19 protein-coding genes are annotated in these 23704 nt (G+C 60.9%); 7 read left to right on the top strand and 12 right to left on the bottom strand.

Going from position 1 to position 23704, the window contains the following annotated elements; all coding sequences use genetic code 11:
* Position 1: 1 nt before the first annotated feature.
* The 8 genes from HNQ83_RS07965 to edd all read right to left on the bottom strand — a co-directional run bounded on the left by HNQ83_RS07965 (position 2) and on the right by edd (position 10001).
* Entirely contained in the window at positions 2-847 is an 846-nt protein-coding gene (locus HNQ83_RS07965) for a carbohydrate ABC transporter permease (RefSeq protein WP_175388442.1), read from the bottom strand.
* Complete coding sequence (locus tag HNQ83_RS07960; RefSeq protein ID WP_175388441.1) at positions 840-1748, bottom strand: carbohydrate ABC transporter permease; 909 nt, start codon at positions 1746-1748, stop codon at positions 840-842. The genes HNQ83_RS07965 and HNQ83_RS07960 overlap by 8 nt, the downstream gene beginning before the upstream one ends.
* Positions 1749-1900: 152 nt before the next feature.
* A complete protein-coding gene (locus HNQ83_RS07955) occupies positions 1901-3208 on the bottom strand; it encodes an ABC transporter substrate-binding protein (protein ID WP_175388440.1) in 1308 nt (435 codons plus the stop codon).
* Positions 3209-3326: 118 nt separating this feature from the next.
* Positions 3327-4586: an AGE family epimerase/isomerase gene (locus HNQ83_RS07950; protein ID WP_175388439.1), complete on the bottom strand. Its 1260-nt coding sequence runs from the start codon at positions 4584-4586 to the stop codon at positions 3327-3329.
* 265 nt (positions 4587-4851) lie between these two features.
* A complete protein-coding gene (locus HNQ83_RS07945) occupies positions 4852-6321 on the bottom strand; it encodes an ATP-binding protein (protein WP_175388438.1) in 1470 nt (489 codons plus the stop codon).
* Positions 6311-7042: a response regulator gene (locus HNQ83_RS07940; RefSeq protein ID WP_175388437.1), complete on the bottom strand. Its 732-nt coding sequence runs from the start codon at positions 7040-7042 to the stop codon at positions 6311-6313. The genes HNQ83_RS07945 and HNQ83_RS07940 overlap by 11 nt, the downstream gene beginning before the upstream one ends.
* A gap of 176 nt (positions 7043-7218) precedes the next feature.
* The gene (locus tag HNQ83_RS07935) at positions 7219-8178 is read right to left on the bottom strand and encodes a glucokinase (RefSeq protein ID WP_175388436.1); all 960 of its coding nucleotides are present in this window, start codon (positions 8176-8178) and stop codon (positions 7219-7221) included.
* Entirely contained in the window at positions 8175-10001 is a 1827-nt protein-coding gene (edd, locus tag HNQ83_RS07930) for a phosphogluconate dehydratase (protein ID WP_175388435.1), read from the bottom strand. The genes HNQ83_RS07935 and edd overlap by 4 nt, the downstream gene beginning before the upstream one ends.
* 220 nt (positions 10002-10221) lie before the next feature.
* Between edd and gap the strand changes: the two genes are divergently transcribed.
* A complete protein-coding gene (gap, locus tag HNQ83_RS07925) occupies positions 10222-11223 on the top strand; it encodes a type I glyceraldehyde-3-phosphate dehydrogenase (protein ID WP_175388434.1) in 1002 nt (333 codons plus the stop codon).
* Positions 11224-11364: 141 nt separating this feature from the next.
* Positions 11365-11829, top strand: a complete 465-nt coding sequence (locus HNQ83_RS07920) for a methylglyoxal synthase (protein WP_175388433.1) — start codon at positions 11365-11367, stop codon at positions 11827-11829.
* On the opposite strand, the gene HNQ83_RS07915 is transcribed toward HNQ83_RS07920, so the two are convergent.
* The 4 genes from HNQ83_RS07915 to HNQ83_RS07900 are packed head-to-tail and all read right to left on the bottom strand — an operon-like array spanning position 11826 to position 17916.
* On the bottom strand, positions 11826-12692 hold the full coding sequence (locus tag HNQ83_RS07915; protein ID WP_175388432.1) for a DUF4123 domain-containing protein: 867 nt from the start codon (positions 12690-12692) through the stop codon (positions 11826-11828). The two genes, HNQ83_RS07920 and HNQ83_RS07915, sit on opposite strands and share 4 nt — an antisense overlap.
* On the bottom strand, positions 12689-14746 hold the full coding sequence (locus HNQ83_RS07910; RefSeq protein WP_175388431.1) for a type VI secretion system tip protein VgrG: 2058 nt from the start codon (positions 14744-14746) through the stop codon (positions 12689-12691). The genes HNQ83_RS07915 and HNQ83_RS07910 overlap by 4 nt, the downstream gene beginning before the upstream one ends.
* Positions 14747-14778: 32 nt before the next feature.
* The gene (locus HNQ83_RS07905; protein ID WP_175388430.1) at positions 14779-16932 is read right to left on the bottom strand and encodes a lipase family protein; all 2154 of its coding nucleotides are present in this window, start codon (positions 16930-16932) and stop codon (positions 14779-14781) included.
* Between the two features lie 12 nt (positions 16933-16944).
* Positions 16945-17916 (bottom strand): hypothetical protein, encoded by a 972-nt coding sequence (locus HNQ83_RS07900; RefSeq protein ID WP_256668895.1) that lies wholly within the window; start codon positions 17914-17916, stop codon positions 16945-16947.
* A gap of 162 nt (positions 17917-18078) precedes the next feature.
* On the opposite strand from HNQ83_RS07900, the gene HNQ83_RS07895 reads away from it, so the two are divergent.
* The 5 genes from HNQ83_RS07895 to HNQ83_RS07875 all read left to right on the top strand — a co-directional run bounded on the left by HNQ83_RS07895 (position 18079) and on the right by HNQ83_RS07875 (position 23615).
* Positions 18079-18597 (top strand): sigma-70 family RNA polymerase sigma factor, encoded by a 519-nt coding sequence (locus HNQ83_RS07895; protein WP_175388429.1) that lies wholly within the window; start codon positions 18079-18081, stop codon positions 18595-18597.
* A 101-nt stretch (positions 18598-18698) separates the two neighbouring features.
* Positions 18699-19664, top strand: a complete 966-nt coding sequence (locus HNQ83_RS07890; protein ID WP_175388428.1) for a FecR domain-containing protein — start codon at positions 18699-18701, stop codon at positions 19662-19664.
* 122 nt (positions 19665-19786) lie between these two features.
* On the top strand, positions 19787-22351 hold the full coding sequence (locus tag HNQ83_RS07885; protein WP_175388427.1) for a TonB-dependent receptor: 2565 nt from the start codon (positions 19787-19789) through the stop codon (positions 22349-22351).
* A 114-nt stretch (positions 22352-22465) separates the two neighbouring features.
* Positions 22466-23068: a biliverdin-producing heme oxygenase gene (locus HNQ83_RS07880; RefSeq protein ID WP_175388426.1), complete on the top strand. Its 603-nt coding sequence runs from the start codon at positions 22466-22468 to the stop codon at positions 23066-23068.
* Positions 23069-23225: 157 nt separating this feature from the next.
* Complete coding sequence (locus HNQ83_RS07875; protein ID WP_175388425.1) at positions 23226-23615, top strand: YbaN family protein; 390 nt, start codon at positions 23226-23228, stop codon at positions 23613-23615.
* Positions 23616-23704: the final 89 nt, after the last annotated feature.

Below are 23704 nucleotides of genomic sequence, written 5' to 3'. Positions count from 1 at the left end.
TCTACCCCTTGACCGCGCCGGACGTCAGCCCACGCAGGAAATACTTGCCAGCGAATATGTAGACCAGCAGTGTCGGCAGCCCGGCGATCATCGCGGCGGCCATATCAACGTTGTATTCCTTGACCCCGGTGCTGGTGTTGACCAGGTTGTTCAGCGCCACTGTGATTGGCTGGGCATCGCCGCTGGCGAACACCACGCCGAACAGGAAGTCGTTCCAGATCTGGGTGAACTGCCAGATAAGGCAGACCATCACGATCGGGATCGACATCGGCAGCAGGATCTTCCAGAAGATCGTGAAGAAGCCTGCACCGTCGAGCCGCGCCGCCTTGACCAGCGCATCCGGCACGCTCACGTAGTAGTTGCGGAAGAACAGCGTGGTGAACGCCAGGCCGTAGACCACGTGCACCAGCACCAGACCGGTGGTGGTGTTGGCCAGGCCGAACTTGCCGAGGGTGAACGAGGCCGGCAACAGCACGGTCTGGAACGGCAGGAAGCAGCCGAACAGCAACAGACCGAAGAACAGTTGCGAACCGCGAAAGCGCCACATCGACAATACGTAACCGTTCATGGCACCGATGAAGGTCGAGATCAGCACCGCTGGCACGGTAATTTTCACCGAGTTCCAGAAGTAGCCGCCGACCACGTCCCAGGCCTTGATCCAGCCGATGCCGTCGATCACGGCCGGCCAGCTCAACAGGTTGCCGGTGCGAATGTCTTCCGGGGATTTGAAGCTGGTCAGCAACATCACCACCAGGGGTACCAGGTACACCGCGGCGGCCAGCAGGAGCGTGGCGTAGATCGCGATGCGGCTGAAGCTCAGGGATGACTTTGCGGGTTGATTAGTCATGGCGCTTGCCTCGCAGCTCGGAGTACAGGTACGGCACGAGGATCGTCAGCAAGGCACCGAGCATCAGCATGGCGCTGGCCGAACCGATGCCCATCTGGCCACGGCTGAAGGTGAAGGAATACATGAACATCGCCGGCAGGTCGGACGAGTAGCCAGGCCCGCCAGCGGTCATCGCCGCCACCAGGTCGAAGCTCTTGATCGCAATGTGCGCGAGGATCATGAAGGCGCTGAAGAACACCGGGCGCAGGCTCGGCAGCACGATCTTCAGGTAGATGGTCGGCAGGCTTGCACCGTCGACTTGCGCGGCGCGGATGATCGATTGATCGACACCCCGCAGGCCGGCGAGGAACATCGCCATCACAAACCCGGAGGCTTGCCACACGGCAGCAATCACCAGGCAGTACACGACGCGATCCTGATCCACCAGCCAGTCGAGACGGAAGCCTTCCCAGCCCCAGTCGCGCAGCATCTTGTCCAGGCCCAGGCCCGGGTTGAGCAGCCACTTCCACGCCGTACCGGTGACGATCATCGACAGCGCCATCGGGTACAGGTAGATGGTGCGAATGAAGCCTTCCTTGCGGATTCGCTGGTCCAGCAGCACCGCGAGGAAGACGCCCAGCACCAGGCTGATGCCGATGAACAGCCCGCCGAACACCGCGAGGTTCTTGCTCGCGACCCACCAGCGGTCGTTGTCCATCAGTCGCATGTATTGCTGCAGGCCGACCCACTTGTAGCTCGGCATGAAGCTGGAGTTGGTAAAGGACAGAATGAACGTCCAGATGATGTAACCGTAGAAGCCAACCAACACGATCAGCATGCTCGGCGCCAGTACCAACTTGGGTAACCAGCGTTGCAGCGCATCGAACGGTGAGGCTTTGCTGAAAACCGCCACAGAGCTCATCGGGATAATCCAGGTTTAGATAGAAGGATCGGAGTGATCCCTTGTGGGAGCGAGCCTGCTCGCGAAGGCGGTGTATCAGTCGACATCCATGTTGAATGTCAGACCGCTTTCGCGAGCAGGCTCGCTCCCACAGGGTTACTCAGTACAGGAAGTTACTGGGCCGCTTTGACCGCCGATGCCAGTTGGGCGCTGGCCTTGGCCGGATCGGCGTCCTTGTCGTTCATGAAGTTGGTGACCACGTCGAAGATCGCGCCTTGCACGGCCAGGGAGGTGGCCATGTTGTGCGCCATGCTCGGTTGCAGGCCGCCGGTCTTGTCGTCCGCCAGGAAGTCCTTGGCGGCGGTCTGGGCGCAGGAGTCAAAGCCCAGCTTGTCCATTTCGTTCAGCATGTCGGTCCGCACCGGGATCGAGCCCTTGTTGATGCTGAAGACTTTCTGGAAGTCGGTACCCAACGCGACCTTGGCCAGGTCTTGTTGCGCGGCGATGTCGCCCTTGCGATCAGCCTTGAGCTTGAACACGGCCATCGAGTCGATGTTGTAGGTGAAGGCTTTATCGGTGCCCGGGAACGGCACGCACTGGTAGTCCTTGCCCGCGACTTTCTTCGCGGCGGTCCACTCGCTCTTGGCCCAGTCACCCATCATCTGCATGCCGGCCTTGCCATTGATGACCTCGGCGGCCGCGATGTTCCAGTCACGACCGGCGCGGTTCGGATCCATGTAGGTGGTGATCTTTTTCAGCTCGGTGAAGGCCTTGGTCATCTCCGGCCCGGACAGGGATTTCTGATCCAGATCTACCAGGGCTTTCTTGTATCCATCGGCGCCCATGACCGAGAGCACCACGTCTTCAAACACGGTGCTGTCTTGCCAAGGCTGGCCACCGTGGGCGAGCGCGATGAAGCCGGCAGCCTTGAGCTTGTCGCCGGCGGCATAGAATTCTTCGAGGGTGGTCGGCGCCTTGTCGATCCCGGCTTTCTTGAACACTTCCGGGTTGATCCACAGCCAGTTGACGCGGTGGATGTTCACCGGCACGGCGACATAGTCACCTTCGTACTTGACGGTGTCGGAGACCTTCTTCGACAGCAGGCCATCCCAGTTTTCCGCCTTGGCGACGGGTGCCAGGGTGTCGGTGCTCAGCAGGCCGGTGCTGCCCCACTCCTGGATGTCCGGGCCCTTGATCTGGGCAACGCCCGGCGGGTTGCCGGCAACGGCGCGACTCTTGAGAACGGTCATGGCCGTGGAACCGCCACCACCGGCGACTGCGCCATCCTTCCAGGTGAAGCCGTCTTTTTCGACTTGGGCCTTGAGGACATCGACCGCTGCCTTTTCACCACCGGACGTCCACCAGTGAACGACCTCGACCGAACCTTTGGCATCGTCGGCCAGTGCACTGAGCGGGAACGCGGAAAATGGAACCAGGGAGGCGAGAGAAATGACAGTAGCGAGGCGAGAAATCGCATTCATCTAGTAGTACCTTTCTTGTTGTTATGCGTTGCAAGTCTGGTGCTTGCGCTGCATAGGATTTTAAACAGGGGATACCCCTTCGCAGGTAACGAAGGGACGCGGGAATGTCACCACATGGTTACACAGGAAAGCTCTGGGACAACTGCCCCAGCGCAGTGGCCATGCTCGGCGCCAGCGGCAGGCGCGGAATCAGCAGCGCTTGCCAGGCGTGATAAAGGTCGGGTTTGCCGGCCCAGATATCGGCGCTGGGGCGATTCAAGGGATCGAGTTCGTGGTGCCAGCTGCCATCGCAGCGGTCGATGAAATGACTGTCACAAAATTCCCAAAACAGCCGGTACCAGCGCTCGTATTGCTCCTCGCCGGTGCGCTTGAGCAAGGCACTGGCGGCGGCGCTGGCTTCGCAATGGGTCCAGTGCAGGCGATGGCGGACCACCGCGCGATTGTCCCAGTCAAGGGTGTAGACGATGCCGGGCGCGCCATCGACGTCCCAGCCATGTCGGCAGTTTTCCTCGAAGAGTTTCTGCGCGTCGGTGGCCAGCCAGCCCGGCGTGAGCATGCCGGCCCGCACCCGCGCCGCTTCGAGGTGCAATAACAACCGCGCCCATTCGAAACCGTGACCCGGCGTGGTGCCGTAAGGGCGGAATCCGTCGGCCGGGTTGTCGCGGTTGTACTCGCGCAGGGGCTGCCAATCGCAGTCGAAATGTTCGATCACCAGATAGCCGTTGGCGGCGGCGTGACCGTGAATCACCCGTTCGACAATGCGCTGGGCGCGACACAGCCAACGGTTGTCGTCGGTGACATCGGCCAGGGCGAGGAAGGCTTCGGTGGCGTGCATGTTGCTGTTGGCGCCGCGATAGGACTCTTCATCGCTCCAGTCGCGGCTGAAGGATTCGCGCATGGCGCCCTCCTCCTCGCTCCAGAAATAGGTGTCGATGATGTCGATGGCGTCATCGAGCAAGGCTTGTGCGCCGGGCCGTTGCGCGACCACCGCGGAACTCGCGGCCAGCGCCACGAAGGCATGCAGATAGGCGTTCTTGCCGGTGTTGCCGTCGCGGTGTTCGGCAACGGAAAACCAACCGCCGTGCAGTGCATCGCGCAAGGGCCCGCGCAGGGCCTGGATGCCGTGATCCACCAACTCGACAAACCCCGGCAAGCCCTGGATGTGGGCCATGGCGAAGCTGTGGGTCATGCGCGCGGTGTTCATGGTTTCGGCTTGGGCGTCGGCCGGCAGGTGACCTCGCTCATCAAGATTACCGAAGCCTTCAGGCAGCTTCGACGCCTTGGCAAACGCCAACAGGCGCAGGCCTTCGGCGGCGAGCCATTGCTGATGGGCAGGTGCGTTCAGCCAGCTGCTGAAGGCAGGTTGGAAGTGATCCATGGGGGGCCTTTTTTGTTGTTATGACTGAGGGGCAGTCTAAACAACGGGCCGACGCGGGCTTGTAACGAAGGGGGCGAGTTATGTCACCAACCTGTGACATTCACCCCAAATTTATGGCGAGTGATCACCTGTGGCGAGGGGATTTATCCCCGTTCGGCTGCGCAGCAGTCGCAAAACAATTGCACTCGGTTTATCTGATACACCTCAATTGCAGACTTTGGGGCGGCTTCGCCACCCAACGGGGATAAATCCCCTCGCCACAAGGCTAGTCAACACTGCGCGGCAACTGCAACGTCACCCTCAACCCACCCTCACGCAAATTCTGCAAACTCACTTCACCGCCATGGCTGTGGGCAATATTGCGCGCAATTCCCAACCCCAACCCATACCCCTGCTGCTGCCCGGCCAGGCGAAAGTGCGGTTCGAACACTTGCTCCAGCCGCTGCTCCGGAACCCCCGGCCCCTCGTCGTCGACGTGCAGGACAAAAGCACTGTCGTCGTCATCGATGTGCAGGTGGGCGTTTTGCCCGTACTTCAAGGCGTTGTCGATCAGGTTGCCGATGCAGCGCTTGAGCGCCAGCGGTTTGCCCGGATAAGTGGCCAGCGCCCGCCCCTGTTGAGTCACGCGACCGTTGCCGTTCGGCGCCAGATAAGGCTCCACCAGGCAGTCGAGCACATAGTTGAGATCCACCTGCTCGATGTTCTCGTGGATGTCGGTGTCTTTCACACATTGCAGCGCGCCCTTGACCAGCAGCTCCAGCTCGTCCAGATCACGGCCGAACTTGGCTTGCAGTTTTTCGTCTTCGAGCAATTCGACCCGCAGCCGCAGCCGGGTAATCGGCGTTCGCAGGTCGTGGGAAATCGCGCTGAACAATTGGCTGCGTTCGGTCAGGTAACGGCTGATGCGCTCGCGCATGGTGTTGAAGGCGCGACCGACTTCCACCACTTCACTGCCGCCACCCTCGGCCACCGGCTCCACGTCGGCACCCAGCGACAGGTCCCGCGCCGCCCGCGCCAGACGCTTGAGCGGCCGGCTCTGCCAGTGCACCAGCAGGCCGATGAACAGCAGCAAGAAGCCGCTGGTGAGGACGATGAACCACACCTGCTGCGCCGGCAGCCCTTGTTCTTCCAGACTGGTGTAGGGCTCGGGCAACAGCGAGGCGATGTACAGCCATTCGCCGGGCGCCATCTGGATCTGCGTCACCAGCACCGGCGGGTTCACCGGCTCCAGGGTCAGCGCGTAGTGCGCCCAGGAGCGCGGCAACTCATCGAGTTTCAGGCCGCCATTGAAGATCCGCAGGTCTTCGGGGCTGACAAAGGTGACCGAGATATCCGTGTCCTGCCCCAGCGACTGACGCAGCACTTCGTCCACCGCCTTGATCACCGCCGCTTTGCGCGCCGTGATCGGCAGCACTTCCATCCCCAGGGGCTTGTCGTTGAGCGTGACCACGAACCGCGTGCCGCCCATGCTGCGCAACTGGTCGAGCACCAACGGCCGGAACGCCACCGGCAACGAGCGGAAGTAACTGACGCTGGCGGTCATCGAATGCGCAAGGCTGCGGGCGCTGGTGACCAGGCCTTCAAGCTGTGTGGCACGCAATTGCGAGACCCAGATCACACTCGACAGCGCCTGGGCGAACAACACCGCCAGCAGGGTCAGCAGCAACATGCGCCCGAGCAGCGAGCGCGGCACCGGCACCCGTCGGGCCAGCTTGCGCAGCGACTCAGTGACCATTGCTGGCAATCACATTGGCCGCCAATTGATAGCCGCTGCCACGCACGGTGCGAATCAGGCGTGGCGGTTTTTCCGTGTCACGCAGGCGCTGGCGCAGGCGACTGACCGCCATGTCGACGATGCGATCCAGCGGCATCAATTCGCGGCCACGGGTGGCGTTGCCGATGGTGTCGCGATCCAGAATTTCCTGGGGATGATCGAGGAACAGTTTCAACAAGGCGAAGTCGGCGCCGGACAGGATCACTTCCTCTCCATCGATGTGGAACAGGCGATGGCTGACCATGTCCAGCCGCCAGTCATCGAAGGCCAGCACTTCACCGCCATTACGCTCCTGACCAAACTGGGCGCGGCGCAACAGGGCCTTGATGCGTGCCTGCAACTCACGGGGACTGAAAGGTTTGCCGAGGTAATCGTCGGCGCCCAGTTCCAGGCCGATGACCCGGTCGGCCTCGTCGGAGCTGGCGGTGAGCATGATGATCGGCACCTGGGCCCGCTTCGGATGCTGGCGAATCCAGCGACACAGACTGAAACCGTCTTCGTCCGGAAGCATCACGTCGAGGATCACCAGATCGCTCGGCTCGTCGCTCAGGGCCTGGCGAAAGCCGGCGCCATCGGGCGTGGTGCGGACCTGGAAACCGGCGCGGGTCAGGTAGGTGTCCAGCAACTCGCGTATCTCTTGATCGTCATCGACCAACAAAATCGACTTGTTGACTGAGCTCACGGGGCGGCGTCCTTGTTGTTTGAATTGGGCGGATTATGCCTGATGCACCATTTTTACAAACACCACAAACCACTGTAGGAGCGAGCCTGCTCGCGATAGCGGTCTTGCATCCAACAGTTCTGTTGACTGACACACCGTCATCGCGAGCAGGCTCACTCCTACATTTTGATCGCATTTCAAGCGGGGATTGATTGCTCCAGCGCCACCCCCGCGCCCACCAACCCGGAATACGGCGCCGTCACCAGCCACACCGGTATCCCCTTGAAGTAATCGCTCATGCAGCCCTTGTCGGCAAAGCACCGGGCGAAACCGCTTTCGAGGAAGAAATCGGCGAAGCGCGGAATCACGCCGCCAACGATGTACACGCCACCGCGAGCACCGGTGGTCAGTACATTGTTGCCAGCCACTCGACCGAGCCAGCAGCAGAATTGTTCGAGCACTTCCAGGGCAATCGGGTCGCCCGCCAGGCCGGCGGCGGTGATCGCTTCCGGGGTATCGAGTACCGGCTCGTGACCATCCACCGCACAGATCGCCCGATAGACCCGTGGCAAGCCGCCGCCGCTCAACGCGGTTTCAGCGCTGACATGACCGATCTCATTGAAGATGTGTTGCCACAACTGAGTCTCACGCGGACTGCTCAGCGGCAAATCGACGTGCCCCCCTTCACCCGGCAGCGCGGCAAAACGCCCTTCGCCGAGATCGAGCAAGGTACCGACGCCCAGCCCGGTGCCGGGACCGATCACCACCGCCGGACGCAATGGCTCCGGCGTGCCTTCGCAGACCACGCGGAATTCGCCCGGCTGCAAACGGGTCATGCCCAGGGCCATGGCCGAGAAGTCGTTGACCAGCAACAATTGCTCCACCTGCAAGGTCTGGCAGAAACCCTTGCGACTCAGGCGCCAGTGGTTGTTGGTGAACTTGAATTCGTCACCGCTCACCGGGCCGGCCACCGACAGGCACACCGATCCGATTGAACCCGGTGCCAGGCCCAGCCCGCTCAGATAGAGGGCGATCGCCTCTTCCGGGCTGGCATGGTCGGCCGTCGCCAGCACCTGGACCGATTCCAGCTGCTGGTTTTTCCACAACGCGAACCGTGCGTTGGTCCCACCGATGTCACCGACCAAAGCCAGTTTCAATTAAGCGTCTCCAGGGCAGAAGTAAAGGCGCTGGCGCCCTGCTCCGCCGAGCTGAAGGCCATGCGCATGAAACCAAACAGCTCGCGACCGGTGCCGATGTTGTTGCCCAACAGGCCCTTGGCCGGCGTGCGCGCTGCGAATTCTTCGGCGTCCACCTTAAGCTCCAGGGTGCCTTTGACGCCATCGACGCGGATGATATCGCCCTCCTGTACCCGCGCCAAAGGGCCGCCCACATAAGCTTCGGGACTGACGTGAATGGCCGCCGGGATTTTCCCCGACGCGCCGGACATGCGTCCGTCGGTCACCAGGGCGACCTTGAAGCCGCGATCCTGCAGCACGCCGAGGAACGGCGTCATCTTGTGCAACTCCGGCATGCCGTTGGAACGCGGCCCCTGGAAGCGCATCACGGCGACAAAATCTTTCTCCAGCAAACCGGCCTTGAACGCATCGGCCAGATCCTGCTGATCCTGGAACACCATGGCCGGTGCTTCGACGATCTGGTTTTCCAGGGCCACGGCCGACACTTTCATCACCCCGCGACCGATATTGCCCTCCATCACCCGCAAGCCGCCCTCTGGCGAGAACGCGCGAGCGACCGGGCGCAGGATGCTTTCGTCGAGGCTTTCGGTGACGCCTTCGCGCCAGACCAATTCCTCATTGTCGAGGAACGGCTCCATCGTGTAGCGGCTCAGGCCGTGACCCAACACAGTGTTGACGTTTTCGTGGAGCAACCCGGCTTCCAGCAGTTCGCGGATCAGGAACGACATTCCACCTGCTGCCTGGAAGTGGTTGATGTCGGCTTTGCCGTTCGGGTAGACGTGGCTCAGGGTCGGCACCACCTCGGAGAGATCGGCCATGTCCTGCCAGGTCAACTGGATGCCCGCCGCCATGGCGATGGCCGGCATGTGCAAGGTGTGGTTGGTCGAACCGCCGGTGGCGTGCAGGGCAACGATCGAGTTGACGATCGAACGCTCGTCGACGATTTCGCCGATCGGCAGGTAGTTGCCGTTCTGCTTGGTCAGGCGCGTCACCTGATGCGCCGCTTCGCGGGTCAGGGCGTCACGCAACGGCGTATTCGGGTTGACGAAAGACGCGCCCGGCAAGTGCAGGCCCATGACTTCCATCAGCAACTGGTTGGTGTTGGCGGTGCCATAGAAGGTGCAAGTGCCGGGGCTGTGGTAGGAGTTCATTTCCGACTCCAGCAACTCTTCGCGGCTGGCCTTGCCTTCGGCATAGCGCTGGCGCACATCGGCTTTCTGCTTGTTGGAAATGCCCGACACCATCGGTCCGCCCGGCACGAAAATCATCGGCAGATGACCGAAGCGCAACGCGCCCATCATCAGGCCCGGGACGATCTTGTCGCAGATGCCCAGCATCAGCGCGCCATCGAACATGTTGTGGGACAACGCCACGGCGGTGGACAACGCGATCACTTCACGGCTGGGCAGGCTCAGCTCCATGCCCGGCTCGCCCTGGGTCACGCCATCGCACATGGCTGGGGTACCGCCGGCGAACTGGCCGACGGAGCCGATCTCGCGCAGGGCTTTCTTGATCAGCTCAGGGAAGACTTCATACGGCTGGTGCGCCGAGAGCATGTCGTTATATGACGAAACAATTGCGATGTTGGCGGAATTCATCATCCGCAGGCTGTTCTTGTCGTGGCTGCCGCAACCGGCCACGCCGTGGGCGAAGTTGGCGCATTGCAGCTTGCCGCGCATCGGACCGTCGCTGGCCGCACCGCGAATCAGTGCAAGGTAAGCCTCACGCGTGGCGCGACTGCGAGCGATAAGCCGTTCGGTGACCTCAAGGACGCGGGGATGCATGTGTAGAACTCCAGGCTAACGGATGTGGCGACCTGATTGTCTATGCTGATCAAGAGCCGTTGTCGATGGGATGACGGACGGTTTTGTTGACCAATTGGACCAGTTGAATCAGGTCGCTCGTTGTAGATTGAACAAAATATTGCCACTAAAAAGGCTTGTTTTCTATTTTTTTGCGAATAATCTTGTAATTCCAACAACAAAACGACGGCGGCGCTGATAAATGACTCTTCGAATCGCAATCAATGGTTTTGGCCGCATTGGCCGTAACGTTCTGCGCGCACTCTATACCCAAGGCTATCGTCAGGATTTGCAGATCGTCGCCATCAACGATTTGGGCGACAGCGCGATCAACGCGCACTTGCTTAAGTACGACACTGTTCACGGCACGTTCGACGCCGATGTCCAGCATGACCAGGAAAGCCTGACCGTCAACGGCGACCGTATCGCGGTCAGCGCCATTCGCAATCCGGCCGACCTGCCTTGGGCCGCGGAAAAAATTGATGTGGTATTCGAATGCACCGGTCTGTTCACCGACCGGGCCAAAGCCGCCGCGCATATTACGGCCGGCGCGCGCAAAGTGATCATCTCGGCCCCGGCCAAGGGCGCCGACGCCACCGTGGTGTACGGGGTCAACCACGACATCCTGCGCCAGTCGCACCAGATCATTTCCAACGCGTCGTGCACCACCAACTGCCTGGCGCCAGTGGCCCAGGTGCTGCACCGCGAACTGGGCATCGAAAGCGGCCTGATGACCACCATCCATGCCTACACCAACGACCAGAACCTGACTGACGTTTACCACACCGACCCGTACCGCGCCCGTTCGGCCACCCAGAACATGATCCCGAGCAAAACCGGCGCGGCCGAAGCGGTCGGCCTGGTGTTGCCGGAACTGGCGGGCAAGCTGACCGGGATGGCGGTGCGCGTGCCGGTGATCAACGTGTCCCTGGTGGACCTGACCGTGCAGCTTAAGCGCGAAGCATCGGCCGAAGAAGTCAACGAACTGCTCAAGCAAGCCGCCCAGCACTCGAAGATTCTCGGCTACAACACCCTGCCGCTGGTTTCCAGCGACTTCAACCACAACCCGCTGTCGTCGATCTTCGACGCCAACCACACCAAGGCCAACGGCAAGCTGCTCAAGGTGCTGGCCTGGTACGACAACGAATGGGGCTTCTCCAACCGCATGCTCGATAACTGCCTGGCGCTGTGTAACGCCGAGTAACCCCCCCTACCTGTAGGAGCGAGCTCTGCTCGCGATGATCGCTAACGATAACGCGGGAAACCTGATGCCCCGCGGTGTTCGACAGTTCATCGCGAGCAGAGCTCGCTCCTGCAGGTGCGTGCCATTTGCGGAGCACCATCGATGATCGGAATCACCTTCACGCAAAAGACCATGGCAGCGCGCAAGCGCATCGCCCTGGTCGCCCATGACCACTGCAAAGTGTTTTTGCTCGACTGGGCCGCACGTCAGAAAGACCGGCTAGCCCGTCATGAACTGGTCGCCACCGGCACCACGGGATTGTTGTTGCAACAACGTCTCGACCTGCCCGTGGAGAGCATGATCAGCGGCCCGCTGGGCGGCGACCAACAGCTCGGTGCACAAATCGCCGAGCAACGGGTCGACCTGCTGGTGTTCTTCTGGGACCCGTTCGAACCGCAGCCCCACGACCCGGACATCAAGGCATTGCTGCGGGTCGCGGCGGTCTGGAACATCCCGGTGGCGTGCAATGAATGCAGCGCCGATTACCTGCTCAGCAGCCCGTTGATGGATCAGGCGCATGCGCACCGGATTCCGGACTACGCGACGTATTTGCAGGGCCGGAGTTAGTTCACGCCGACTGCCTGAGGCCTGGTGTTGATCTCGGACTGCAACTCACCGCGCAGGCGCTCAAAATGAGCCTGCGCCGGCTCTTCAGGATGCGGAATCCAGTTTTTGATCCCGGGCGTATGCATCTCCCGCAAGCGCTCGACGACCAGAAAACGCAGTTGCTCCGGCGTCTGCCATCCCCACTGCTCTGCCAGGTCGAGTTGCTCCGCCAGCCAGGCTCTGGGCGACAGCTTTGCAGGCAGCCGGGCAAGGTCCTCACTGTGCTCGGCCAACAAATACTGACCCACATTGGCCAGCAGGATCTCCCGCTCCTGGCTGGCCGTCGCCGGTGTGTCCAGCCATGGCGGCGTTTCGGGGACCGGGTATTGGCCAGGGGCCGGATTCTCAACTGTCCTCCATTGTTCGCCCTGCCAGTAACAGGCACTGATCACCGGACCGAGGTATTCGGGGTACGCCGACTCCGGCAGGTGTGCGAGTGCGCGTGCCAGCACCCGATTATCCTGGAAGCGATACAACCCCTGTTGCGGTCGTTGCCCGATGAACAGGCGTTCACGCCAATGCTCGAGCAGCCTCTCAAGTGCACCGTTCTCGATACTTGCCAGCCACCCCCAGTCCCGGGGCAGCCCTTCGAACGACTCATCGAGCGTTGACGGATTCAGACTGTCCACTAAAAAAACATAAGGACCGTCAGCAGCCAGACTTGCCACGGCGGTCCTGCTGTAGACACTTTGATAGTGCTCAGGCGAAAGCTGACTTACCAAAGTCTGGTGAATCCCGGACGCCACTGCCGAGTCAAGGATCAGGCACAGGCTACGGCCAAGCTGCAATTGCGTCGCCATCCACTGAACAGGCTGGTGAGTCATGCGACAGCTCCTTCGGTTGAACAGAATCCTTCGCGGCAGGCCTCGCAGATGGGGCAGAAATCTGCACCTTGCTCCCGTGCCAGCGCCATCAATGCCTGTTGGACAACGCCTGTGACCGGCGCTCTTTCAATGGGCGACGCCAATGCCTGGGCTGCGCCCGGCATCAGCGCTGTAGCCAATGTTCCCCGCGTGGGACTGCCACCCACTTCGATTGGACAACTGCTGAAGATGCCACTCGCACCGATCACCAAATGGTGACCGCCCGCGCTCAAGGTCAGGTTCTCGTTGGCGTCGAACACCGCTTTCATCCCCGCCTTGAAATGAATTTCCTGACCCGCCTCCGCCACCAGCACCTGACCCACAGAGGTATGGCTGCTTTGCGCGACATGCAGGTAATCGTTGGCCATCAGTCGGGTTTTGCGGTCGCCCGTCGTCGTGCGATGTTCTTCAGTCTCGAACACACTGGTACTGGTGCCCTTGATGGTTTCCCGACGTTCGCGGCCGACTTCCAGCCGACTGTCATTTTCAATTTTCTGTTCCATGTCGCGCTGCGCCCGCAGGTAGATCAGCTCCTGCCCGAGACGATCTTCGATGTGCAATTCATTGGCTCCGCCACCCTTGGGTGAACTGCGACTGCGAAAGACGCTTCGGGTCTTGTTCGCGGGCAGCTCGTACGGCACCCGGTTGACCAGGTGGTGCAGACAACCGGTAATCAATGGGCGATCAGGATCGCCATCGATAAAGGTCACCAGCACTTCCATGCCGACCCGGGGAATGGTGACCGCCCCGTAACCGTCGCCCGCCCAGACGCTTGAGACTCTTAGCCAGCAACTGCTTTTATCGGTGTTCAGGTCAGTGCGGTCCCAGTAAAAACAGACTTTGACCCGACCGTATTGATCGCAGTGAATCTCCTCTTCCACCGGCCCGGTGACTTTGGCGGTCTGACTCCCGGAAATTCGGGGTTTGGGGCGGTTGAGCGGAGGCCGATACGGTGCATCCCAGGGCGTCGCAGTGAAGGTATTGCGATAACCCTGAAAGTCCGAGGCCGGGTTCTGACCGGGCATCGCTTCCTCGAGCACTTGGGGTTGTCGACCTTCATGCTCCACGCTGGTCAGGAGCCAGAGATCATTCCACCGGGCACAGTGATGGTCGCGCAAGTCGAGGAAATGACCACTGTGCAACTGACCCAGATCGCTGGCGCCCTCGCCTGACCGATAATCGCTGCGGTGCCGCTCCAGACTCCGCCCAGCCAGACGCTTACCTTCCCCACCATCACTAAAGCGTCCGGGTGCACGATAGTCCTCCAGAAGTGGACCGGCCGGGCTTTTGGCGCGTCCTTCGAGACGTAAATCGGGTTTTTCGAAATGGTAATCCCGAAGCGTCACCACGTTGGTACGGGCGGCCAGTCGCACGCTGAAGCGGTTGATCACCGGGTGCTCGGCAACCTGCCCGCTGTCTTGTTGAAACGTCGAAGGCGCCAACCGTCGAAAACAGGTCTGATCATCGCCGAACACCAGGTAATGCCCCTGGGGGTTGTGCTGAAAGTGATAGTGAATACCGGACTCTTCACAGAGCCGCTCGACAAAGGCCAGGTCGGTTTCATTGAACTGCACGCAGTAGTCCCGCGGCGCATATGGGGTCGGGCCAAACTGAAAACTGAACGTATCGCCCAGGATGCCGTGGTTGTTCAGGACTTCGGTGATGATCTGCTCGACGCTGCGCTGCTGAAATATTCGCTGGTTGCTGCACAGGTCCAGATACGCCAGCTGCGGGACCAATGTCAGCTCGTAACGCGTCAGTCGATGACCCGTCTCGTGCTGCGCAAAGGTCTGGATCAGCCCATGCAAGCCCTCACCAGGAGGGCCGAAGCCGAGGAATGCCGGTTTGTGCAACAGCGCCTCGAGATCGAGGTGTGATTGCTCGCTGACCAGCTCGACGGTGACTTTATAAGGTTGGCTGATGGACTCGTTGGCTTTGAAGGCCAGCACCTGGAAGTCGTGCCGCAGTCCAGTGATATCGAGATAGAAGCGAGGTTGAGCGGCGGATTCAAACATCGTTTAGTCCTTTAAAAACAAGTGGGCAACATTCAGACGTAGGAGTCGATATCCAACGGTTGAGCCGCCAGCCGACGCTCGGAATCCAATAACGGGGGAAGGCTGGCGTACTGTTCCGACTGCTGATTTTCCGTGTGCTTTGCCCAGCGCGCCACGCTGCTGGCGAACTCCGCTGACTGGGCCGCATTGCCGTACACATCTGCCAACGTGAGCCGGCGAGCGTACAACGTCAGCAAGCGATCGCGAGTTTGCTCCAGTCGGCCCTGCTCCCTGGATAGAGCGCTCCTGACGGCACTTTGCGCTTCTGTCGCGCCACGCGGCCCTACGTCGTAACGCATCTCGCGGGCATACTCCTGCAGTTTCGCCTTGAGCGTCGTCAGGGCGTTATCGATCAGATGATACTCATGGCCGGTCACCACGGTTCTGCCGCTTTCCTGGGCCTGCTGCCAGCGACGCAAGGTCGCCCAGGCGAAAGGAATGTAGCTGGCCACCATCATGTGGTCCTGATAGTCGATCAGTTGCGCCAGCAGGTTGCCGCGCATTGGCATATCACCACGCCACTTTTGCAGAATCCTGCTGCAAGCGGTGCCTTCGATGGACTCGCAGGCGGGGTCCCACAACACCGCCGACGAATCCTTTTCACCGAAACGCACGGGCATGAAGTGCTGTTGCTGGCCATGATGTTCGTAGGGCGCACCGCCGACACGCACCAGACCGGTACCGAACAGCAGCAGACCATAGCCGCTCAGGGCGGTCATCGTCAGGCCCGGCACCCAGACTTTCCAGTTGGCGTCCATCCAGCGCGCGGGCACGCCGGGTACCGGGTCGTTGTTGTTGACCATGCGGTGGTGGACGAGCTCGGCGGCGCCCTGGACGAAGTCCGCGTCGCCGGTGCGGGGGGCGCCGTAGGTGTAGAGGAGGATGTTGTAGTTCGTGGCGGGACGTCGGCGGAGTGCTTCCGCGAGCAACAAGGCAATGGCACCGCCGAGGCTGTGGCCACAGATGATGATTTTTTGCCCGGCATGAAATCTATCCAGATAGCGCAGGACGAACTCCTTGATTGCCCGAAACGCGTCGTAAAACCCCTTGTGAACCTTGCCGACGCCTTCCTCGAACGGCACTTGCAGCGCGTCCACATCACGGATCGCGTCCTTGAGACTGGCCGTGCCGCGCACCGCAATCAGGATGACTTCGTCGTGATGACAGATGAACGCCTGGGTATCGCCGCCATCCTCCTGGTCATCGAAAAAATGCTGGTTGGCCGGATGCTCCTGATCCTCACCTTTGTCCGGGTGATTGGATGCATACAGCGTCGGGTCGAACGGCAGGATCTCCAGCCGTTTCGAATAGGGCACGTCTTCGTACAGCGGGTAGAACCGTTGGCGCTGACCTTTGTCGATGCGCCAGTTTTCGCGAAAACCGGCCAGCGCCTCGCCGAACAGATGGCCGACGCTCGGATCCTCCGCGAAACGCACCTTGTCCACCGGCCTTTTCGCCGGATCCTGGCCGAAGTCGGTGTAACTCAAGGTCGCCATCAGGGCCAGTTGATAGAGGTTCAGGGCACAAAACTGGTCATCGGTGGACAGCAGTGGCCGCAACGCACGCAGCGGCCGCACTTCCAGCACATTGTGCTGGTTGGGGCTCAGGGCGATACCGAAGGGATGCTCGGGACCGATCCCCAGTTCGTTCATGGCCCGCAGCAGCGAACTTTGCGGTTCGTAGAAGCGCTTGACCACCGGCGGCAGATGCGCGCCTTGGCGGACCAGGTCGCGGACTTCGACCTGAAGAAAGACGTCGGCATCCTTGATGGCCGGGTTGTGTTCGCGGCGGAAGCCGTCTTCGTGGAAGAAGCGGGTTTGTTCGGCGCGGACCTGGAGTTCGGTGATGGGGAGGGGGTAGTGAATACGATCCATCAGACGAGCGTAGAGTTTGTGAATACGGGAGTGCGGTGCGTCCATCGTTAACACCACTGGCCCACGGTAGTGGTTTTCCACCTTTGCAAAACCCTCACCATTCAACCTGCCGGAAAATGCCTGGCCGACACTGTCGACAGCGGTATAGGACAGACCACCGTAAGGTTTGCCGTCGCCAAACTCGTCAACCAATTGAAAACTCGTCCAATGCCCCCGCAGCGGGCAGGCCAGCATTTTGCTGCTGAAAAAGCTGTCCTCTTGTTCCTTGTCCATGGTGTTGCTCCCTTATTCAGTGCAGTTGGGGTAAACGGTGCAGGTCCTGCCATCAGGCAGTTTGAAATCTGTGAATGTGGGGGGATGGGTGCACCATTCTTCGTTGCTGGTACCCCAACGACCGGTGCATGGTTTCCAGCCACCAGGTGTTTCGAACCACCATCCGCGGTAATACGGCTGCTCCTGACGCGCCATCTTGAACACCATCCGCACCGTCCGGCCCGGTAACTGATCGCGCTGCAACACCCCGCCCGCCATGCGATTCAGCATCTGCCCGTCCGCATCGATGGCCCGACAATGCAGAATTTTTACAATGGCTCTATTGGGTCCTACGGTGCGGAACAACCACTGGCACTGCCCCTGAAACTCCTGAACACCCGCGCCAGGAAACGCTGGAAAATCCGGCCCAAGCACATCGCGAAAAGCCAGACTGGCAAAGTCGCCACCTATGTGGGACCAATGCGTCCCCCACTTCGCATCCAGATTCAACTTCAAACTTCTCAACACCAGCGGACAGCCACCCGCACGCGTCGTCAGCGGAATCTGAAACTCCGACGTGCGCGCAACGCTCTGGTATTCACTGGTGAAGAACTTGCGATTGGGCGCCACTTTTCCGCGCTGGCGCGGTGGGGCCTCGCAGGTTTCGCCGGTGGCCGGCACATAAAAGGCGTCGGCCTTGACCCGGAAATCCGCCGGCACTTCAGCCTGCAAGGTGAAGTTTTCTGCCGGTGCAAACACGCAACCGCCAGTGGCGAGTGCCAACAGGCTGACAGCCAGTGCGTGGCCAAGAGACCGCCACGTAAATGGATTGTTGTAGAGAAGTGGCTTTCCCCGCTCCGTGAATGCCGTCACGTGATGCTCCTGCCGATTAACCTCGTTAAACGAAGTATCAACAAGGGGTGTAACAGCCATCCAGACCTGCTTAAGAAGCCCAAAGATGTTTGGGATCGAACCTACGACCAACCCTGAAATATCCGACAGCAACAGCCTCCCGTTAGCGAAAAGAGCACAGCTTTCTGCCTGGCGAGCGGACCTTATTCAGCGCCCTTCTTTTCTGGAAGTAACGAAAACCCACACAAACTATTACTTGACCACCCACACAGATGATAAGCATTATCATTCGCTCGAAACGGATCAGGTCCTCCCGTGAGTCAATCGCGCTTCAACGACGTCTTCATCACCCAGCGAGTCTCTCTGCTGCGCACGCTGGAACGGATGGTCAACAATCACAGCACCGCCGAAGACCTCCTGCAGGAAACCTACCTGCGGGTGACCCGCGCACTCGGCGAGCGGGCTATCGATCATCTGGAACCTTTTGTTTTCCAGACCGCCCGCAACCTGGCGCTGGACCATTTGCGCGCGCGACGCATCCATTCGCGCACCATGGTCGATGACGTGCCGCCGGACGTGGTGGAAAGCGTCGCCGCCCCCGCCAGCAGTGCCGAGGATGCTGCCCATGCCGAACAATTGCTCGAGCGCCTGAACGTGCGCCTGGGTCAACTCAGTCCCCGCCAGCAACAGATTTTCATCCTCAGCCGCTTGCACGGCCACAGCTACCTGGAGATCGCCGAAACACTCGGCGTGTCGCTCAGCACCGTGCAGAAGGAGCTGAAACTGATCATGAGCATCTGCATCGGCGTCGCCGACCGCTTGAACGGCCGCTGAGTCGCCCGTGTCTCGACGCCTTTGTTCATCGGGGCTACCCTTGCCCCTCTTTTGCGCTTCACTAAAAAAACAGCCGTGCACAGACACGCCGAGGAAACACCGTGACGGACACCCGCCGCTCTCCTTCGCCCTCCCCGGCGCAGGCCACTGCCGATGCGATGGACCAGGCCCTGGACTGGCTGATCGTGCTGGACAGCCCGAGCGAAGAACAGACCCGCCAGTTCCACCATTGGCTCGCGGCCGACCCCGCACATGCAGAGGCGTTCGCCAGGGCCCAGGCGATCTGGAACGGCCCGCAAGTCACGCAATGCGCACAAGCGCTGGCGTCGCAGCCAGCCAAGGTCACCGTGCTGTCGCGGGTGCGTCCGCACTGGAAACCCTTGGCCACCGCCGCCGTGCTGATCCTCGGCCTGTTCAGTTTCAGCAATCTGCCGCTGCGCTTGCAGGCCGATCACCTGACCGTGGTGGGTGAACGCCAGCGCCTGCAACTGGAGGACGGTTCGAAAGTCCTGCTCAACACCAACTCGGCCTTTTCCAGCACCATCAATGACCAGCAGCGCGTGGCACGCCTGTATCAGGGCGAGGCGTTTTTCGAGGTGCAGCCCCATCGCGGCCAACCGCTGGAGATCGACGCAGGCCCCGTCACCGCCAGCGTTCGCGATACGGCATTCGCCGTGCGATATCTGGATGGCGTGACCCAGGTTCGGGTTCAGCGCGGCGATGTCGACTTGCGCGCCACCCGTGACGATGCGCGGGTTCGCCTATCGGCCGGAGAAAGCATCCGCATTGGCCCCAACGGTTTCGACCGGCCGTCCAAGGTTGACGCTGCCACCGACCTGGCGTGGGTCCAGGGTCGCCTGGTGTTTGAAAACTGTCCGCTGAGCCAGGTACTGGCGGAACTGGGTCGCTACTATCCGGGCTGGATCATCAACACCAACGAGCAGTTGGCCGATGTGGCCGTGACTGGAAATTACCGTCTCGACCAGCCACTGGACGTGGTCCGCTCGCTGGCCCACATCACCTCGGCACGGCTCAAGGAATACCCGGCGCTGGTGATCTTGAACTAAATGAGAATTATTTTTACTCGATAGCCAAAGCTTGTACGTCTCGTTATAGCCAATGCAATTGATTCGCATCTCTAAATGCCAATCAGCACCTATAAAGATTCGTGCGACACGGAGCGCTATCGATGTCCTCTCGCCTTACCCGCCAGTCCTCTTCACCTTCGCGCATGCTGTCGCTGCTGACCGCCGCCATCCTGATGGCCGGCGCGGCGCCGCTCATGGCTGCGACGCCCGCCGAGCAACCGAGCCGCAACATGGGCGATTACGCGTTCGCCATCGCGCCGCAATCGCTGGTCTCGGCACTCAATGCCTTTACCGCCGTGACAGGCTGGCAGGTCGGCTTCTCGGCCGAACTGGCGCAAGGTATGGACTCCCCGGGCGTACGCGGATCGCTGCCGCCGGAAAAAGCCCTGGATCGCCTGTTGGTGGGGACCAACCTGAGCTACCGCAAACTGGGCAACAACAACATCGTGCTGGAACGCCGCAGCATCGCCGGGGCCCTCAACCTGGATCAGGTGACCATCAGCGCCACTCGCCAGGAACAGGACGTGAGCAGCGTGCCAAGCACCGTCACGGTCCAGACGCGTGAAGACCTCGACCGCAACAACGTTAATAACATCAAGGATCTGGTGCGCTACGAACCGGGCGTTTCGGTAGGCGGTACCGGCACCCGCGCGGGACTTTCCGGGTACAACATCCGCGGCATCGACGGTGACCGCGTGTTGACCCAAGTCGATGGCGTTCAAGTGCCCGACGGCTTCTTCAATGGTCCGTATGCCCAGACCAACCGCAACTATGTCGACCCGGAAATCGTCAAGCGCGTGGAAATCCTGCGCGGCCCGGCGTCGGTGCTGTACGGCAGCAACGCCATCGGCGGCGCCGTCAGTTACTACACACTGGACCCGGACGACATCATCAAGCCTGGCCAGGACGTCGGCGCACGCCTGAAGACCGGCTACAGTTCGGCCGATGACAGCTGGCTGACCTCCGGTACCGTGGCTGGGCGCACCGGCGATTTCGACGGTTTACTGCACCTGAGCCAGCGCAATGGCCATGAAACCGAGTCCTATGGCGAGACCGGGGGCACCGGCCTGAACCGCACCGAAGCCAATCCGGAGGACGTGCGCACCACCAACGTCCTGGCCAAGCTGGGCTGGAACTACGCCGACGACGCCCGCTTCGGATTGACCTACGAGCACTACAAGGACGATCGCGACACCAATCAACTGAGCGCCGTGGGCGGCCCCTTCAACGCAGGGCGTGGCTTCGGTTTCTACAAATCGCGCACCGGCAACGACACCATCACCCGTGAACGCTTCGGCCTTGATCACAGCTTTGCGCTGGACAGCCTCCTGGCCGACAACATCAAGTGGACACTGAACTACCAGATCGCCAAGACCGACCAGAGTACCGAAGAAATCTACGCGCCGTCGCGCACGGTGCTGCGTAATCGCGATACCACCTACAAGGATCGCCAATGGGTGTTCGATGCCCAGGCCGACAAGGCGTTTGCCATCGCCGACACTGACCATGTCGTCACCTATGGCACCACTATCAAGCAAGACAAAGTCACCGGCCTTCGCACGGGCACTGGCACCTGCCTGACCGTGGCCGGCACTTGTCGCGTCATCGGCGCCGTCAGCCCTGCCGACAGCCTGACCCCGGCCAGCGACTTCCCGGATCCGACCATCAACACCTACAGCCTGTTTGCCCAGGATCAGATTGCCTGGAACAACTGGACCTTTGTGCCGGGACTGCGCTACGACTACACCCAGCTCAAGCCGCACCTGACGGACGAGTTCCTGGCCACTGCCGACCAGAGCGGCAATGGCGAAGTGAATGACGACGAAAAAACCTGGCATCGGCTGTCGCCGAAATTCGGCACGACTTACCGTTTCAATGACAACTACACCTGGTACGGCCAATACGCCGAAGGCTTTCGCACGCCGACCGCCAAGGCGCTCTATGGCCGCTTCGAGAACGTGGCGGGCGGCTATCAGGTCGCGCCGAACCCCGATCTCGAACCGGAAAAGAGCAAGAGCTATGAAACAGGCCTGCGCGGACAGTTCGAGGCAGGCACCTTCGATGTCGCGGTGTTCTACAACAAATATCGCGACTTCATCGACGAGAACGCCATCACGCCCGGCTACACCGAGACAACCTTCCAGAGCAACAACATCAAGCACGCCACCATCAAGGGCCTGGAGCTCAAGGGTCGCTTGAACCTGGATACGTTCGGTGCGCCGAGCGGCCTCTACACCCAGGGCTCGGTGGCCTACCTGTACGGTCGTAACGATGACAGCGGCGAACCGCTTAACAGCATCAACCCGCTGACTGGCGTGTTCGGCCTGGGTTACGACCAGGACAAATACGGTGCACTGCTGAGCTGGACCCTGGTCAAACGCAAGACCCGCGTAGACAGCACCAGCTTCAACACTCCGGACGGCACCAGCACCCAATTCAAGACACCGGGTTACGGCGTGCTCGATCTGGCGGGCTTCTACAAGGTCACCGACGAGGTGACCGTCAACGCCGGCCTGTACAACCTGACCAACAAAAAATACTGGCAGTGGGATGACGTACGCGGCTACGACAGCGTCGGCGAAGCCTCGGTGACGCAACCGGCCAACCTCGACCGCCTGACCCAGCCGGGCCGCAACTTCGCAATCAATCTGGTTTGGGATATCTGATGGCGGCCACCTCGCTGCGCGACTCAATGAGAGCCGCGCGGTGAGGATTTTTTACTGTCATGCGTCAGCTCATTCGTCTCGTTACCAGGCACTTCTATATCTCAAGGATTTTCCATGACCACTCAGGACACGACTCAACGCCCGGCCTTGCGCTCGCAACGCCTGAACCAGATCACCCACGAACCCCACAGCAAACTCGATGCCCTGGTCAAAGCCCACGCACCGTTCGAAACCCAGGCCAACTTTGCCCGTTTCGTGGTGGCACAGTACCTGTTCCAGTCGGAACTGGTGGCGCTGTACAACGATGCCGAACTGACGGCCATCGTTACTGACTTGCCTGCTCGCTGCCGCGCCGAAGCGGCCAAGGCTGACCTCGCGGATCTGGACACCGAAGTGCCGGCGCCGGTTGCGGGTGCTGTGAATAACCCAAGCAAAGCCGAAGCGCTGGGTTGGTTGTTCGTCTCCGAAGGCTCGAAATTGGGGGCGGCCTTCCTGATCAAGCGTGCCGTGGGCCTGGGCCTGAGCGAAACCTTCGGCGCCCGCCACCTTGGCGAACCGGCCGGCGGCCGTGCGCAAGGCTGGAAGCACTTCGTCAAAACCCTCGATGAACTGGCGTTCAGTGCAGAGGAAGAAGCGCAGCTGGATAAAGGCGCCATCAACGCGTTCAACCGCTTCACGGTGTTGCTGGAGCAGGCTTACGCCCCAGAACTCGCCTGAAGAAACACGATCCCCTGTGGGAGCGAGCCTGCTCGCGAAGAGGCCGGCACATTCAATAGGTATGTTGCCTGGCACACCGCTTTCGCGAGCAAGCCCGCTCCCACAGTGGGCCGAGCACATCTGCAAGATCCTGCCCCCCCTCAAGCCCTCCGAGCCCATGCCCGCCACCTCCAGACTCTCCCGCCTCCTCTTCGGCCTGCTGGCTTATGTCAGCCTCGGCATCGGCCTGATCGCCATCGTCATTCCCGGCCTGCCGACCACCGAGTTCATCCTGCTAGCCGCCTGGGCCGCCACCCGGAGTTCGCCGCGCTTGAGTGCCTGGCTGGAAAACCACCGCTTGTTCGGGCCGATTCTGAGCAACTGGCGCAACGGCAAAATCATCGCGCGCCGGGCCAAGGTCAGCGCCACCGTCAGCATGCTGCTGTGCGCGACCTTGATGCTGGTGATGCTCGATCACGGCTGGCCGATCTACCTGGCGATTTCCGGCATGACCCTGGGCAATCTATGGATCTGGTCGCGACCGGAATCACTGCCAGAGCCCTCCTGAAACTCCCCGCAACTTTCCCTGTTTTTCCGCCTGTTTTCGGCACAGGTTTCAGGTTTTGTTCTTGCTCGGCGAATTTTCCTGTTTTCTAT

Origin of the sequence: Pseudomonas sp. C2B4, assembly GCF_013359695.1 — a bacterium.
Classification (GTDB): Bacteria; Pseudomonadota; Gammaproteobacteria; order Pseudomonadales; family Pseudomonadaceae; genus Aquipseudomonas.
This window is presented reverse-complemented; position numbering and strand designations above follow the sequence as displayed.